Source organism: Streptomyces sp. CO7 (assembly GCF_053474865.1).
Genome location: NZ_JBRIOU010000205.1, coordinates 1 through 14,848 on the forward strand (window position 1 = coordinate 1; position 14,848 = coordinate 14,848).

The 14,848-nt window shown below is 72.0% G+C and carries 12 protein-coding genes and 2 pseudogenes; 2 read left to right on the top strand and 12 right to left on the bottom strand.

Going from position 1 to position 14,848, the window contains the following annotated elements:
• Both ACOV8S_RS32630 and ACOV8S_RS32635 read left to right on the top strand, forming a co-directional pair.
• Nucleotides 1–349, top strand: a 349-nt coding sequence (locus ACOV8S_RS32630) for an aminotransferase class III-fold pyridoxal phosphate-dependent enzyme (RefSeq protein WP_448322240.1), incomplete at its 5' end; no start/stop codon positions are given.
• Nucleotides 350–512: 163 nt separating this feature from the next.
• The gene (locus ACOV8S_RS32635; RefSeq protein ID WP_448322242.1) at nt 513–2,003 is read left to right on the top strand and encodes a gamma-aminobutyraldehyde dehydrogenase; all 1,491 of its coding nucleotides are present in this window, start codon (nt 513–515) and stop codon (nt 2,001–2,003) included.
• Between the two features lie 58 nt (nt 2,004–2,061).
• Here the strand turns inward: ACOV8S_RS32635 and ACOV8S_RS32640 are convergent.
• The 12 genes and pseudogenes from ACOV8S_RS32640 to ACOV8S_RS32695 all read right to left on the bottom strand — a co-directional run.
• Nucleotides 2,062–2,961 (bottom strand): annotated as a pseudogene (locus ACOV8S_RS32640) (right-handed parallel beta-helix repeat-containing protein); the annotation flags it as partial.
• Nucleotides 2,962–3,156: 195 nt separating this feature from the next.
• A pseudogene (locus ACOV8S_RS32645) lies at nt 3,157–3,633 on the bottom strand (carbohydrate binding domain-containing protein); the annotation flags it as partial.
• 152 nt (nt 3,634–3,785) lie between these two features.
• Nucleotides 3,786–4,715, bottom strand: a complete 930-nt coding sequence (locus tag ACOV8S_RS32650; protein ID WP_448322243.1) for a S66 peptidase family protein — start codon at nt 4,713–4,715, stop codon at nt 3,786–3,788.
• A gap of 141 nt (nt 4,716–4,856) precedes the next feature.
• The gene (locus tag ACOV8S_RS32655; protein ID WP_448322245.1) at nt 4,857–6,008 is read right to left on the bottom strand and encodes a M20/M25/M40 family metallo-hydrolase; all 1,152 of its coding nucleotides are present in this window, start codon (nt 6,006–6,008) and stop codon (nt 4,857–4,859) included.
• Nucleotides 6,001–6,840, bottom strand: coding sequence for a M55 family metallopeptidase (locus ACOV8S_RS32660; RefSeq protein ID WP_448322247.1), 840 nt, complete (start codon nt 6,838–6,840; stop codon nt 6,001–6,003). The genes ACOV8S_RS32655 and ACOV8S_RS32660 overlap by 8 nt, the downstream gene beginning before the upstream one ends.
• The gene (gene menC, locus ACOV8S_RS32665; protein WP_448322249.1) at nt 6,837–7,997 is read right to left on the bottom strand and encodes an o-succinylbenzoate synthase; all 1,161 of its coding nucleotides are present in this window, start codon (nt 7,995–7,997) and stop codon (nt 6,837–6,839) included. The genes ACOV8S_RS32660 and menC overlap by 4 nt, the downstream gene beginning before the upstream one ends.
• Nucleotides 7,998–8,050: 53 nt before the next feature.
• Nucleotides 8,051–8,884, bottom strand: a complete 834-nt coding sequence (locus tag ACOV8S_RS32670; protein ID WP_448322251.1) for a hypothetical protein — start codon at nt 8,882–8,884, stop codon at nt 8,051–8,053.
• The gene (locus tag ACOV8S_RS32675) at nt 8,881–9,903 is read right to left on the bottom strand and encodes an ABC transporter ATP-binding protein (protein WP_448322252.1); all 1,023 of its coding nucleotides are present in this window, start codon (nt 9,901–9,903) and stop codon (nt 8,881–8,883) included. Before ACOV8S_RS32675 ends, ACOV8S_RS32670 begins: the two co-directional genes overlap by 4 nt.
• On the bottom strand, nt 9,900–10,967 hold the full coding sequence (locus tag ACOV8S_RS32680) for an ABC transporter ATP-binding protein (RefSeq protein WP_448322253.1): 1,068 nt from the start codon (nt 10,965–10,967) through the stop codon (nt 9,900–9,902). The genes ACOV8S_RS32675 and ACOV8S_RS32680 overlap by 4 nt, the downstream gene beginning before the upstream one ends.
• Nucleotides 10,964–11,881 carry an ABC transporter permease gene (locus ACOV8S_RS32685; RefSeq protein ID WP_448322255.1) on the bottom strand — a complete coding sequence of 306 codons (918 nt, stop codon included), beginning with the start codon at nt 11,879–11,881 and terminating at the stop codon, nt 10,964–10,966. The genes ACOV8S_RS32680 and ACOV8S_RS32685 overlap by 4 nt, the downstream gene beginning before the upstream one ends.
• On the bottom strand, nt 11,878–12,921 hold the full coding sequence (locus ACOV8S_RS32690) for an ABC transporter permease (RefSeq protein WP_448322257.1): 1,044 nt from the start codon (nt 12,919–12,921) through the stop codon (nt 11,878–11,880). Before ACOV8S_RS32690 ends, ACOV8S_RS32685 begins: the two co-directional genes overlap by 4 nt.
• Before the next feature lie 3 nt (nt 12,922–12,924).
• The gene (locus ACOV8S_RS32695; protein ID WP_448322259.1) at nt 12,925–14,769 is read right to left on the bottom strand and encodes an ABC transporter substrate-binding protein; all 1,845 of its coding nucleotides are present in this window, start codon (nt 14,767–14,769) and stop codon (nt 12,925–12,927) included.
• Nucleotides 14,770–14,848: the final 79 nt, after the last annotated feature.

Sequence of the window (14,848 nt, forward strand, 5' to 3'; positions counted from 1 at the left end):
CGCCCGCCGCATCGGTGACGACATCCTCGGCCCCGGCCTGGCGGAGCTGGCCGCACGGCACCCCATCGTCGGGGAGGTCCGCGGGCGGGGCGTGTTCTGGGCCGTCGAACTGGTCGCCGACCAGGACAGCCGCGAACCCGTCGCGCCGACCGGCGGCAGCAGCCCGGTGATGGCGCAGGCCGTCCGCCTCTGCAAGGAGCGGGGCCTGCTGCCGTTCACCAACTCCCACCGCATCCACCTGGTCCCGCCGTGCACCGTCAGTGCCGACGAGGCGCGTGAAGGCCTGCGCATCGTCGACGAGGTCCTCGGCCACCTCGACGACCTCCCGGCCACCTCGACCGGAGCCTGACCTCCGGCCAACGCGGACACCACGGGCGCCCGCGAACCGGCGTCCACCGTCCCCCACGCCCGGGCGTGGGGGACCCCGCACCCATAGCCCGCACCCTTCACGCCCAGGGCCGGGGGCGACTCAGCACGGCACCCGGCCCGATCCGACGGGAGACCTGACGGCCATGCACATCAGCGCAGACCACTTCATCGCGGGCCGCCGCCGCCCCGGCACGTCCGGCGAGCACTTCTCGGTGACCGACCCCTCCACCGGCGAGGTACTCGCCACCGGCATCCTGGCCGGCCCCGAGGACGTCGACGAGGCCGTCGCCGCGGCACGCGCCGCGTTTCCCGCCTGGTCGCGGACCACTCCCGCCGAGCGGTGCGAGGCGCTCACCCGCTGGGCCGATCTCGTGCAGGCCCGCAGCGAGGAGTTCGCCGCCACCGAGAGCCGGATGTGCGGCAAGCCCATCCGGCTGACCCGTGGCTTCGACGTCCCCGGAACGATCGACAACATCCGCTTCTTCGCCGGGGCGGCCCGCAACCTCGAGGGCCACGCCTCGGCGGAGTACTCCGCCGATCACACCTCCTCCGTCCGACGCGAACCACTCGGCGTGATCGGCTCCGTCGCACCGTGGAACTACCCCCTGCAGATGGCCGCCTGGAAACTGCTCCCCGCGGTCGCGGCCGGGAACACCGTCGTCCTCAAACCCTCCGAGCTCACCCCGCTCACCTCGCTGATGTTCGCCCGGGCGGCACAGGAGGCCGGCATACCCGACGGTGTGATCAACATCGTCACCGGCACCGGCCCGGTCGCCGGCCAGGCCCTGGTAGCCCACCCGGACATCGCGATGGTGTCGTTCACCGGCTCCACGGCGGTGGGCCGGCAGATCGCCGCGCAGGCCGCGGGAGCGGTCAAACGCGTTCACCTGGAGCTCGGCGGCAAGGCCCCGTTCGTCGTCTTCGACGACGCCGACCTGGAGGCGGCCGCCCGCGGCGCCGTCGCCGGCAGCCTCATCAACGCCGGCCAGGACTGCACGGCCGCCACCCGCGCCTACGTCCAGCGCCCGCTGTACGACCGGTTCGTCCGGCGGGTGGCCGCGCTGATGGACGAGGTCCGGCTGGGCCCGGTCGACGATCCCGCCACCGACATGGGATCGCTGATCTCCGCCACGCAACGAGACCGGGTCGCCTCCATGGTCGACGCCGCCCGCGCGGGAGGAGCGACGGTGGTCCGCGGAGGCCGGGCACCGGGCGGCGGCCTGGACCGGGGCGCCCACTACGAGCCCACGCTCATCACCGGCGCGGCGCAGGACTCCGCCATCGTCCAGCAGGAGGTCTTCGGCCCGGTCCTCGTCTGCCTGCCCTTCGACACCGACGACGACGCCGTCCGGCTCGCCAACGACACGCCCTACGGCCTGGCCGCCTCCGCCTGGACCACCGACGTCTTCCGCGCCGGCCGCGCCTCCCGGGAGATCCAGGCGGGCTGCGTGTGGATCAACGACCACATCCCCATCGTCAGCGAGATGCCGCACGGCGGCTACAAGGCGTCCGGCTACGGCAAGGACATGTCGCGCTACTCCCTCGAGGAGTACACCAACGTCAAGCACGTCATGTCCGAGAACACCGGAGCCGCGCACAAGCCCTGGCACGACGTGATCTTCACCAGTCGCTGACCGGCCGGACGGGGACGCCGTGGGGCGTGCCCGGAGGGTTGTGGGCGGCGCGGGCCGGTCAGGTCACGGGAACACCCGGGTTGACCAGCCCCGCCCCGCCGATCACCCGGTTGTCGGCGGTGACGGTGACGGGGCAGCCGGACGGGTCGTAACGGGTGACGTCGATGGCGTAGCGGGTGGACCCGGTGGCACCGGTCAGATCCGCCGTGTTGTTGCGGAAGACCGTGCCGCACCCCCACCCGGGATCCTGACTGTGCGTCTGGAAGCCGTCGTTGGTGGTGTTGACCCCGCGGTTGTTCTCCACCGTGTAGCCGTTGCCCTTGATGTCGACCCAGGAATCGTCGTAGTTGGCGCCGGTGAGGCCGTCGCCGTCGAAGGTGTTCCCGGAGATCAGACCGCCGGTGGTGCCTTCCTTGATGTCGATGTTCTCGCCCCCGACGGCGGGGCCGATGCGGTTGTCGAGGATCCGGACGTAGTCGCTGGCATCGGTGAGGGTGTTCGCGGTCCCGACGTACACCCCTTCGCCCATGCCGTTGCCGGACGTTCCCGTGTGGTGGATGAAGGAGTTCTTCACCACCCCGAAGCTGCTCGACGTCCGGAAGTGGACGCCCTCCATGGTGGTGTGACGGACCTCCACCGAGTCGAGGACGACATGGTCGGAGGAGTCGACCATGATGCCCTTCTGGCCGCCGGTGACGGTGATCCCCTTGATCACCCAGTACGGGGCACTGGTGAGCTGGATGCCGTTCCCGCCCCCGGTGGGAGTGGTCAGCACCGCCGCCCGCGAACCCGTCAGGGTGATCGGGGCGTCGGCGGTGCCACGGGTCGTGATCTTGAAATTGCCCGAGTAGGAGCCGTCCGCCAGCTCGATCGTCTGTCCCGGCGCGGCGGCCGCCAGCGCCGCCTTGAGCTGCGCGCCGCCCGACACGCGCACCGTCGTCCCGCCGGGGGGCCCGGCGGTGGGAGAGCCCGTGGGGGCCGGCGAAGACGAGGAGGGGGTAGGCGTCGGGGTAGGCGTCGGCGTCGGGGTCGTCGAGGGCGTCGGTGACGTGGTGTGCGAGGTGGTCGGCGTGGGGACCGGGGTCCCTCCCAGCACCGTCATCGCGACGTCGTCCACCCCCAGCGCCCCGGACGCGTACCAGCCGCTGACCGTCAGGGTGAGCGCGGTCGTGTCGGCGCCGGTCGGCACGGTGAGGGTGAGCCGCTGCCAGGTCGAGGATCCGGTCCAGGTGGACTCCCGTACTCCGGCGCCCGTCACGGCCACCTGCCCGTAGGCGCCCTTCACCCACACGCTGACCGCGTACGTCGTGTCCGGCCGCACCGCGACGGTCTGTGAGCAAGGAGCGGTGTCGGCGTTGCCCGGCGTGGAGACGAGCGCGTACGTCCCTCCGTGCGCGCCCGCGGACGTGACGGAGGAGTCGCCCTGGCAGGTCCACCCGTCGGTGTCCGAGGACTCGAAGCCCCCGTTGCGCACCAGGTTCTCCGGTTCCCCTGCCGCCGCCGCACCCGACACTCCCAGCACACCGCCCCCGACGAGCAGGGCGGCAGCGGTGACCAGGCCGAGCACTGCTCCTCCGGCGCGGCCCGCGGGCCGCGTACGAGCCCCGAGGCGGGGCGGGTGTCCGGACATGACGGTACCTCCACAGCTGCGACCACGAGGCTGCTCCGGCTGGAGCGCGGTACGACGGATCCCCAGATTGGACTGGACCAAGAGGGGCGTCAACAGCCAGGGCGGACAACCGGAGTTGGCCGCCCCGGCTCCGGCTGCCCACCGGCCCGGCTTCAGCGCAGCGGTGGGTCCAGCAGCGTCAGCGTGCCCGCGTCGGCGTCCAGCCGGGCGCGGACACCGATGGGAAAGGTCTGCTGGGGGACGCCGTGACCGATGTCCGCACGGACGAGCACCGGTATGCCGAGGTCGCCGAGGCGGTCGTGCAGCAGTTCCTCCACCCTCTCGGGCGCGCCGCAGTCGGTGAAGGTGCCGCAGACGACGCCTGCCGCGCCGTCGAGGTAGCCCCCGCGTCTGAGCTGGGTGAGGAAGCGGTCGAGCCGGAAGAGCTCCTCACCCACGTCCTCCATCAGGACGATTCCCCCCGCGGCCGGCAGGGAGGTCTCCGTTCCGAGTGAGCAGGCCAGCAACGTGACCGTGCCCCCCAGGGTGACGCCTTCGGCACGTCCTCCGACCAGGGCACGGCTGCCCGGGAACCGCAGCTCCCTCACCAGCTCCGGCCCGGTCAGGATCTGCGCGAGGCGGTCGAAGTCGGCATGGCCGGGGCTGAATCCGCGGCAGGCCGGCATGGGGCCGAAGAAGCCGGCCCAGCCGAGCTTGACCGCCACCGCCTCCAGCAGCGCCGTCACGTCGGAGTAGCCGACGACCGCCCGGGGGGTGGGGGTGCCGAGCCTGTTCCAGTCGACGAGTTCGAGCGTGCGCTGGGCGCCGTAACCGCCGGCCGCGCAGAAGACCGCGGCGAAGGCCGGGTCGGTCAGTGCCGCGGTGAGGTCCTCGGCGCGCAGCCGGTCGTCCCCGGCGAGATAGTCGCCGTCGGCGCGCGCGGAGGCGAACACCTCGACCTCGAAGCCCAGGCCGCGCAACGAGGCGAGACCGGTCCTCAAATTCTCCTGGTCGGGAGGACCGCTCGCGGCGATGACGGCCACACGGTCGCCGGGCTCGAGCGCCGGGGGACGGAGGAGGCCTTGGGGAGGCAGAACGTTCATGGAGGTCCTAGCGGAAGGTGAAGCGGAAGCCGGATTGCGAAGGCGGAAGGGTGACGTCGAAGGGTGCGTGCCGGCGGGCCGGGGATCGGTCGCGTGCCGATGTCTCCGACCCCGGCCCGCGTGCGGCGGGCGAGGCCGCGGTCAGCCTCGGCTCAGGAACACCGCGAGGAGCGCGGCCCGCTCCAGCAGCGAGGACAGCGAGGCGTACTCGTCGTCGCCGTGCGCCCCGGCGCCGGCCGGTCCGAGCCCGTCCACGGTGGGGATGCCGAGGGAGCCCGTGAGGTTCGTGTCCCCGGCCCCGCCGGAGGAGCCGAGCGGCAGTTCGATACCCAGCTCGGCGGCATGCCCGACGAGCCGCGCGGCGAGCGGGTTGGCCGGGTCCATCGCCCAGGCGGCACGGTGGGAGAGCGTCTCGGCGGTCAGCTCCGCGCGCTGCCTCACCGGCGTCGCGCCCAGCAGGGCGTCCATGAGGGCGCGTTCGGTCTCCGGAGCGGCATAGCGCAGGCCGATCTCCGCCTCGGCGTGTTCGGCGACGACGTTGGCCCGGGTCCCGCCGCCGATCGTGCCGACGTTCACCGTCGCGTCCGGCAGGCCGGAGGCGACGGCCCGCAGGGCGGTCAGCTGGTCGACGAGCTCGTCGATCGCCGAGACCCCGAGCGCGGCGTCGAGGCCGGCGTGCGCGCTGACGCCCCGAACCGCCAGCCGGACGCGTGCCACACCACGGCGACCGATCTTCAGCGCCCCTCCCGGCAGCGGCGGTTCCAGACCCAGGACCGCCGTCGCGCCACGCGCGTGCTCGGCCACCAGGCGGCTGCCGTCCGGGCTGCCGATCTCCTCGTCGTTGACGACCAGGAGCCGCACCGGGCGATGCGGCGCCGACCCCGTGCGGGCCAGCAGGTCCATGGCGAGCTCCACCGCGACCAGCGAGCCCTTCATGTCGAAGACGCCCGGGCCCCTCACCGTGTCGCCGTCGGCGTCCAGGGTGAACGGCCGCCGGGCGACGGTCCCGGCGGGGAAGACGGTGTCGCTGTGCGCGACCAGGAGGACGTGCCCGTCGTCGGGGGCGTCCGCCCGGCCCGCCCAGTGGGCGACGAGGTGATCCCCCGCGGCGCCGGCGGGGTGTTCCACCCGGTCGGCCGTCCGCGCCAGACCCCGGGCGAGCTCCTTGCCGAAGACCGCGGCGAGTTCGGCGTCCCCCGAGGGGGTCTCGAGCGTCACCAGGCGTTCCCAGCGTTCCAGGCAGGCGTCCGCCTGCTCCTGCGCCGGTGCGAGCAGTTCCAGGGCGTCAGCCATAGCAGTTCTCCACGGCGGAGGTCGCCACGCGGGTGAGGGCGCGGAAACAGCGGATCGCCTCGTACATGGTGGGAAGGGAGTAGCGCACGGTGAGCGGGCCGGTCTGCTCGACGCCGGGTATGTAACTGGCGGCCGGCGCCAGGTGGGCGGCGTCGAAGGAGATCTCGTAGGTGTAGCCCCCCACGGGCGGAGCGGCCGGGCCGGTGCGCGCCGGGCGTCCGGTGAGCCCTCTGTGCGCCGCCTCGGTGATGCGTGCGGCGCTCAGCTCGGGCGGCAGGCAGATGGCCGAGTAGCGGTCGACGCAGGTCTTCACCACGGCGTGGGCCGCGTCCGGCGCCCACCCCTCGGCGTCCTCGCAGCACAGGTCGTCGCCGGTGACCAGGACCACGGGCACGCCGTACTCGGCGGCGAGCAGGGCGTTCATCAGCCCCTCGGAAGCGGGCTCGCCGTTGACGTGCACGGACGTGATGGTGTTGGGGAGGTAGGTGTGAGCGAGGACGCCGGGCTGACCGGCGCCGGTGTGGTAGCCGACGAACGCCACCGCGTCCGGTTCGCGGTCGATGCCCTCCATCATGCCCAGCGGCTTGTGCGTGCCGATCAGGAGGGTCGCACGGGTGTCGAGCCGGTCCAGGAGCAGGTTCCGCTGGTCGGCGTGGGCTTCGTTGACGAGGATCTCGTCGGCTCCGGCGGCCGCGAAGCCGGCGATGGCCGCGTTGACGTCCGAGGTGAGGAACCGCCGGTTGTACTCCCAGCGCGGGTGGCCGGGTTCGCAGTCGTCGGGGCAGGTGACGCCGGTGGCGCCCTCCATGTCGGCGGAGATGAGGACTCTCATGCTGCGTGCTCCTTCAGGGGCTCGCGCCGGTCGGCGGTGGGGCGGACGGTCCAGGTACGGCGGGTGTGACCGGCGAGCGCCTCGGTGTCCACCGCGAGACCGATCCCCGGACGGGACCGGGGCACGGGGACCATGCCGTCGACGGCGCGGATCGCTGGGGTGACGACGTCCTGCCGGTAGTACTTGTCGGAGCCGGACACGTCGGAAGGCAGGCTGAAGCCGGGCAGACCCGCCAGCGCGAGGTTGGCGGCGCGGCCGATGCCGAACTCGTGCATGCCGCCGCACCACACGGGCACTCCCGCGTCCCGGCAGAGGTCGTGGACGGCGAGGGAAGGAGTGAGACCGCCCAGGCGCGAGACCTTGATGTTGACCACGTCGGCGGCGCCGAGCGCGAGTGCCGTGCGGAGCACGTCCGGGGTGGTGATCGATTCGTCCAGGCACACAGGGGTCTCGAGGCGGGCGGCGAGCCGGGCGTGCCCGAGCAGGTCCGAGGGGGCGTAGGGCTGCTCGACCAGCAGCAGCCCGCGGCCGTCGAGTTCGGCGGGGAACTCGGCGTGGTCGGGGTGGTAGGCGGTGTTCGCGTCGACCTGCAGGGCGACCGAGGGGAACGCCTGCTGCACGGCGCGCACCGGCTCCACGTCCCAACCGGGGCGGATCTTCAGCTTGACGCGGCGATAGCCGTCCGCGACGTGGCGTTCCACCTGCGCGAGGAGGGCGTCGACGGTCGGTTCGATGCCCAGGCTCACGCCGGCGGGCACGGCCTCGGCCGACGCACCCAGGGAGTCGGCCAGCGGCTCGCCCCTGCGCTGCGCGTAGAGGTCCCAGCAGGCCATCTCCAGGCCGGCGCGGGCGAAGTGGTTGTCACTGACCTTGGCGGTGTACCCGGACGCCTCGTCCGGGTGGTCCCAGGGCCGGCCCAGCAGCATCGGCGCGAGGTACTGACCGAGGATCTGCCAGCAGCTCCAGGTCGACTCGCCGCAGTAGTACGGGTCGCTGGGCGAGGCGCACTCGCCCCAGCCGACGTCGCCGTCCTCGGTGGTGGCGCGGATGACGATGTGTTCCAGGTACGACTTGCGGTGCGAACTGGTCTCGAAGGCGTGGACGAGGTCGAGCCGGACCAGGGACAGCTCGATCTCGGACAGGATGATCGGCGACATGGTGAGTGAGTCCTCGGAGTGGGGGTGCGGGTCGGTGGCGATGCGTCGGTCCGTCACGGTGCGGCGGGGCGCCGGGGGGTGAAGCGGTAGGCGGCCAGGCCGTCCCCGATCCTCCGGCAGGAGACCGCGGAGCGTTCGGCGAGCAGGTGCGCGAAGGTCGTGGCGAGCCGGTCCCGGTCGGCGGCCGCCCGTTCGCGCCCGAGCAGCAGACGGTGACGGCTCCAGTCGTCCGGGACGACGACCAGGACGTCGTCGCCGTCCTGGTGCACCGCGCCCGGGCAAGGGCCGGGCACGGTGACGGGGCCGGGCCGCGGGACGGGAGCGGGGTCACGATCGAGGTGCCAGGAGACGATGAACCGGTCGGTGGCCTCTCCGGTGCCGTCACCGAAGCCGGCCGGCCCGTACATCGCGGGCAGCAGCGTGTCCACGACGCCGCCGAGGACGTCCAGGTTGAAGTGCGCGTTCCGGGCCTGCAGGGGGTCGTAGGCCCAGCGTATGAGGGTGGTGCCCTCGGCGAGGCAGCGCTCACGCTGCGCGGCCTTGAGCCGGCGGCCGATCCCCGCACCCTGGTGCTCCCGTGCCACCACCGCCAGCTGGGAGTACTGGTAGAGCCGTGCCCCGGCGTGTCCGGTGCCCCGCTCGCAGGCCAGGAAGCTGTAGGTGAAGCCGACGAGTTCGGTGCCCGCGTAGGCGCCGATGACCAGTCCGCTGTTGTGCTGCAGAGCGGTCAGCAGCCGGGGATTGAGGCTTCCGTCGCCTTCCTTGAGCCCCATCACGTGCTCGTAGAGCCGGACGCATTCGGCCATCTCGACCGGCCCGCGCACGTCGCGGACCGTCAGGTCACCGGTGGTCCCCACCGGCGCGAGCGCCGCACTGTCGGCGTTCACGACGCACCCACCAGATGGCAGGCCGCCTGCGCCCCGGACGTGGTGACGCCGTCGAGGACCGGAAGCGTCCGGCGGTCGCAGCCCGCCTCGGCCCGCCCGCCGGCGTCGAGGGACGCCCACAGCGGGCAGCGCGGGTGGAAGCGGCAGCCGGCCGGCACCTCCGTGGGATCGGGGGCCTCGCCGGCGAGCAGCACCGGTCGGCGGGAGGGGGAGTTCCCCTCGGGCAGCACCGACAGGAGCGCCTTGGTGTAGGGGTGCTGCGGATGGAGCAGCACCTCCTCGACGGTGCCCACCTCGACCACGCGGCCGAGGTACATCACCGCCACCCGGTCGGCGATGTTCCAGGCGAGGCCGAGGTCGTGGCTGACCACGAGGGAGGACAGTCCCAGGTCGCCGCGCAGGTCCAGCAGCAGACGCAGGATCTCCCCGCGGACGGACGCGTCGAGGGAGGCGACCGGCTCGTCCGCGACGATCACCGAAGGCTCCAGGGCCAGCGCCCCCGCGATCACGACGCGCTGCTGCTGGCCGCCCGACATCTGGTGCGGGAAACGGGAGAGGTACTCGTGCGGAGGCCGCAGGCCCGCCTTGGACAGGGCGTCGTGCACCCGCTGGTCGAGCGCGTCGGTCATGCCGTGCAGGCGGGGGCCCTCCGCGACGGCCGCACGCACGTTCTGCCGGGGATTGAGAGCGCCTCCCGGGTCCTGCAGCACGAACTGCACGTCCTTGCGGTGTTCCTTCATCGCGGCGGAGGTGTAGCGGAGGGGGACGCCGCGGCGCAGCACCTGGCCCGAGGTCGGCCTGACCAGACCGGTCAGGGCGCGCGCGAGGGTCGACTTGCCGCAGCCGGACTCGCCGATGAGTGCGAGCACCTCGCCCTCACGCAGCTGGAGGTTGACGCCGTCGACGGCCCGGGCGGGGCCGCGGCCGGCCCGCGCGGGATAGGTGACGTACAGGTCGCGGACCTCCAGGGCCGGGACCCGGTGGGCCGTGGACTGCGCGGCGGGGGTGGTGGTCGTCACCGGGCTCCTTCCGGGGCGGGGGCGGACGTGGCCGAGGGCCGGTCGGCACCGCCGGCGTCCGCGGGGATGTCGGGGAAACCGGGCAGCACGCGCAGGCAGGCCGAGAAGCGTTCCGCGCCGGCGGGGCGGAGCACAGCGGGATGGTGCGTGCACGCGTCGTGGACCTGCGCGCAACGCGGTGCGAAGGCGCAGGTGGCGCCCAGGGTCGCCTGGTTCGGCGGGTCTCCGGGCAGACCGGCCGGGGCCATGCGGGACGACGGATCGCCGATGGTGGGGAAGGCCTGCGACAGGGCCGAGGTGTAGGGGTGACGGGGGTCGTCGAGCAGGGCGCCCGAAGGGCCGTGCTCGATCAACTGTCCGGCGTACATCACGGCCAGCCGCTCGCACATCTGGCCGAGAACGGAGAGGTCGTGGCTGATCATGATGACGCCGATGCCCTCGTCGCGGACCAGGTTGCCGAGCAGGTCGAGGATCTGGGCCTGCACCATCACGTCCAGGGCCGTGGTCGGCTCGTCCGCGACGATCAACGAGGGGCGGCACGCCAGTGCCATGGCGATCATGATGCGCTGACGCTGCCCCCCGGAGAACTCGTGAGGGTAACTGCGCATCCGGCGGACGGGCATGCCGACCGACTCCAGCAGTTCCCCGGCGCGCAGCCGGGCCTGCCTCTCGGTGATCCGCCCGCCCTCCTCGCCGGCCCGGCGTCCGTGCAGCAGGATGGGCTCGACGAGCTGGTCACCGATGGTGTGCACGGGATTGAGCGCGCTCATGGCGCCCTGGAAGACCACCGAGGCCTCCGCCCAGCGCACCGCCCGCAGCCTGCTCCAGCCGGCGGTGAGGAGGTCCTCGCCCTCGTACAGCACCTGTCCGGTGACCTGCGCGGAGTGCGGCAGCAGCCGCAGCAGGGCCAGCGCGAGCGTGGACTTGCCCGAACCCGACTCGCCGGCCAGTCCCAGGGTCTGGCCGCGGTCCAGCGTGAGGTCCACCCCGCGCACGGCGGGGACGAGCCGTCCGCCGTTGCGGTAGCCGACCCGGAGGTCCTTGACTTCCAGCATCGCGCTCATCGTGACGTCACCGACCTCGGGTTGAGAATGTGCTCGACGGCCCGGCCCGTCAGCGTGAAGCCGAGGACGACGATCAGGATGGCGATGCCGGGCGGGTAGAGGTACCACCAGGCGCCGGAGGTGACGGCGCCGCCGTTGAGCGCCGAATTCAGCATCGAGCCCCAGGAGACGGCGGTCGGATCGCCGAGACCGAGGAAGGTCAGGGTGGCCTCGGACAGGATGGCCGAGGCCACCGTCAGGGTCGAGGAGACCAGGATCAGCGGCGTCACGTTGGGCAGGACGTGCCGCAGCATCACCTGCGTGTCGTTCGCCCCCAGGGCCCGGGCCCGCTCGATGAACGGTCTGGCCTCCACCGCCAGGGTCTGCGCTCGGACCAGACGTGCGGTGGACGCCCAGCTCGTCACGCCGATGGCGATGGTGATGGAGGCGGTGCCCTGCCCCAGGACCGCGGACAGCGAGATGGCCAGCGGCAGGCTGGGCAGCGCGATGAACCAGTCCGTCAGGTGCATCAGCATCTTGCCGGTCCAGCCGCCGAAATGACCGGCCACCAGTCCGATCACGCTGCCCAGGACCACGGTCAGGGCGGTGGCCATCAGGCCGATGGAGAGCGAGGAGCGCGCTCCCCAGATCACCAGCAGCAGGATGGAGCGGCCCGCCTGGTCGGTGCCCAGCGGATAGCCGTCCGTCGGGGCGTGCAGCGTGGGGCCGTCGACCTTGACGACGTCCAGCTCCTCGTCGGAGACGAACAGGGGGGCGCACAGGGCCAGCAGCCCGAACAGGGTCAGGATCGCGACGCCCGCCACACCGGAGGGGACGCGTAGGAAGGAGCGCAGGAACCCGGGCTCGTCGGCGGTGGCCGAGGAGTGGCCCGGCCGGCCGGCGGGCGCCGCGGTCACCGTGTCTGCAGTCGTCACTGGGCACGCACCCGTGGGTCGAGGAAGCGGTAGACGATGTCGGCCAGGAGGTTCATGAGGATCACCGATGCGCTGAAGACGATGAAGGTGCCCTGCAGCAGGGGCAGGTCGGGCACCTTGAGGGCCTGGTAGCTGAGCAGGCCCAGGCCCGGCCAGGAGTAGACGGTCTCCACCGTGATCGCGCCGCCGAGCACCGTGCCCAGCTGCATGAAGATCATGGTGACCGAGGGCAGCAGGGCGTTGGGCGTCGCGTGCCGGCGCCGCACCTGCTCGTCCCGCAGGCCCTTGGCGCGCGCCGTGAGCAGGTACGGGCTGCCCAGCTCGTCGATGATCGAGGAGCGCATCACGGTCACGTACTGCGCGAAGACGACCAGCACCATCGTCAGACAGGGCAGGACCAGGTGCTGGGCGACGTCCAGGACGTGCTCGACGCCGCCGGTGACGGCGGGGTCGCTCATGCCGCCCGCGGGCAGGAAGCCGGGCACGGGCCCGATGCCGACGCTGAAGCTGATGAGGAGGATGATGCCCAGCCAGAAGGTGGGCACCGACCACAGGGTCAGCGCGGTGCCGGAGGCGATCCGGTCCAGCCAGCTGCCCTGCCGCCAACCGGACCTGACGCCCAGCCAGAGGCCGAGGGCGACCGAGATGACGGTGGCCGTGCCCATCAGCAGGACGGTGGGCCACAGGCGGTCGCCGATGAGCGTGCTCACCGGCTGCTGGAACTCCCACGAGGTGCCCAGGTCGCCCGTGAGCGTGTCGCCCACGAAGTGCAGGAACCGCTCGGGGACCGACTGGTCGAGCCCCAGCTGGCGACGGAGCTCGGCCATCTGCGCGTCGCTGGTGGGACGCCCGCGGGTGATCGACTGGACGGGATCCGCGGGCATCAGGCTGAACAGCACGAAGCCGATGACCAGCATGGCCAGGAAGCTCATCGCGGCGGCGGCCAGTTTGCCCGCCGCGTAACGGACGAATCCGGAGCCGTGCCGGGTCCGGGGGGCCGCCCCCTTGGTGGGGACGGCCACGTCGAGGATGTCGGCCACGGACTACTCGCGCTCGTCGGAGGAACGACGGCGCGCCACCACGACACCGACCACGACGAGGACCACGGCGGCGCCCGCGCCGGCGGCGATCAGGACGCCCGAACCGCTCTTGGAGGAGGCGGACGCCTCGACCGGAGCCGCCTCCAGGTACGTCTGGAAGGAGAAGTTGGCCGCGTGGGCGCCCTGCGCGTCGGGCTCGCCCCGGACCATGCCGCTCACCTTGTCGCTGCGGTAGGCGCCCAGGGCGGTCGAGTTGTAGATGAGGACGTTGTGGTTCGCCTTGTACAGGATCCGCTGCATCTCGCCGAGGATGTCGGCGCGCTCCTCCTCGTCGAAGGTGCTCTGCTGGCGCTTGAAGAGTTCGTCGTACCGCGGGTCGCAGAAGAAGGAGTCGGTGCTGCCGCCCTCGCCCTTGTCGTCCGGCAGGGCCGCGCAGGTCTGGATGCCGAGCAGGTACGTCGGGTCCGGGCCGGTGGACCATGAGTCCATGAGGATGTCCCAGTCGCCCTTGGCCAGGTCGGCGTTGAGCTTGGAGCTGCTCATGGACTCGATGGTGGCCTTGACGCCGATCTCCTCGAACCAGCCCACGAGGTAGGTGGAGACCTTGGTGTCGCCGTCGTCGTCGGAGTGGATGCCCAGGCGCAGTTCGAGCGTGCGCCCGGACTCGGGGTCCACGCGCACGCCGTCCTTGCGCTCGGTGTAGCCGGCTTCGTCCAGAAGGGCGTTGGCCTTGTCGACGTCGTGGTCGAGCCGCTCGGAGGCCGAGGGCTTCCAGTCGAACTGCGGCAGCGACGGTGGCAGGTAGCCGTCCGCGGCCTCCGCCAGACCGTTGCGCACCTTCTTGACGATGGTGTCCTTGTCGATGGCCAGGGCCAGCGCGGTGCGCACCTTCTCGTCCCGCAGCGCCGGGTGGCCGGTGCCGATCTGCTTCCCGGAGCGGGTCCGGGCGCCGCCGTTGATCTCGATGCCGTTCCAGCGGTCGCCGACCTCCTGGAAGGTCTTCACTCCGCGCTGCCCCTCGAGGGCCTGGTACTGCGTCGGGTTGAGCCCGGCGACGTAGTCGAGCTGGCCGGAGCGCAGGGCGGCCACGGCCGCGTCCGTGTTCTTGTAGGACTGCTGGATCATGTGGTCGAACTTCGGCGCCCCGAGCAGGAAGTCCTTGTTGGCGTCGAACTTCACGTACTGCTCGGGCTTGTACGACGTCAGCGTCCAGGGCCCGTAACCGACGATCGGGTAGCTGTCGTTCTTGAAGTCCTCGAGGTCCTTCACGTGGGACTGCCATATGTGCTGGGGCACGATCGGGATGCCCGACACCGGGATGCTCACCGTGAGCATGTTCGCCTGGGGCTTCTTGGTCCTGATGACCAGCGTCGTGGCGTCCGGTGCGGTCACCTCGGCGAAGTTGCTCACCAGGGATCCGTTGGCCGTGGCGGCCGTCGGGTTCGACATGATCAGGTTGAACGTCCAGGCCGCGTCCCGCGCGGTCAGCGGCTTCCCGTCACTCCACTTCAGCCCTTGGTGGATCGTGAAGGTCCACGTGAGCTGATCGCGGGAGGTCTTCCAGGAGTCCGCCAGATAGGGCTTGGGAGCGCCGTTCTCGTCGATGGTGTTGAGCGCCGGGTAGATGCCGGCGAACACGTCCAGACTGCCCGAGAAATAGGACAGGAACGGGTTCAGGCTGTCCATCCCGATGCCGGTGACGGGCATCCGCAGGGTGCTGTCGGCGTCACCGCCGGCGGCCGCGGCGGCCGGCGCCGTGAACAGCGTGGCGCCGGTGCTCAGCAGCAGCGCGGTGGCCAGCGCCGCCGCTCTGCGGCGCGCGGAGCCGGTCAGGTGGTGGAGGTTCACGGTGAGCTCCCATATCGAAGAAACCTGGGTGGTTCTCCCGCTCGGGTGCGGGCAGGCGTGACGGATGTGAGGAGATGGG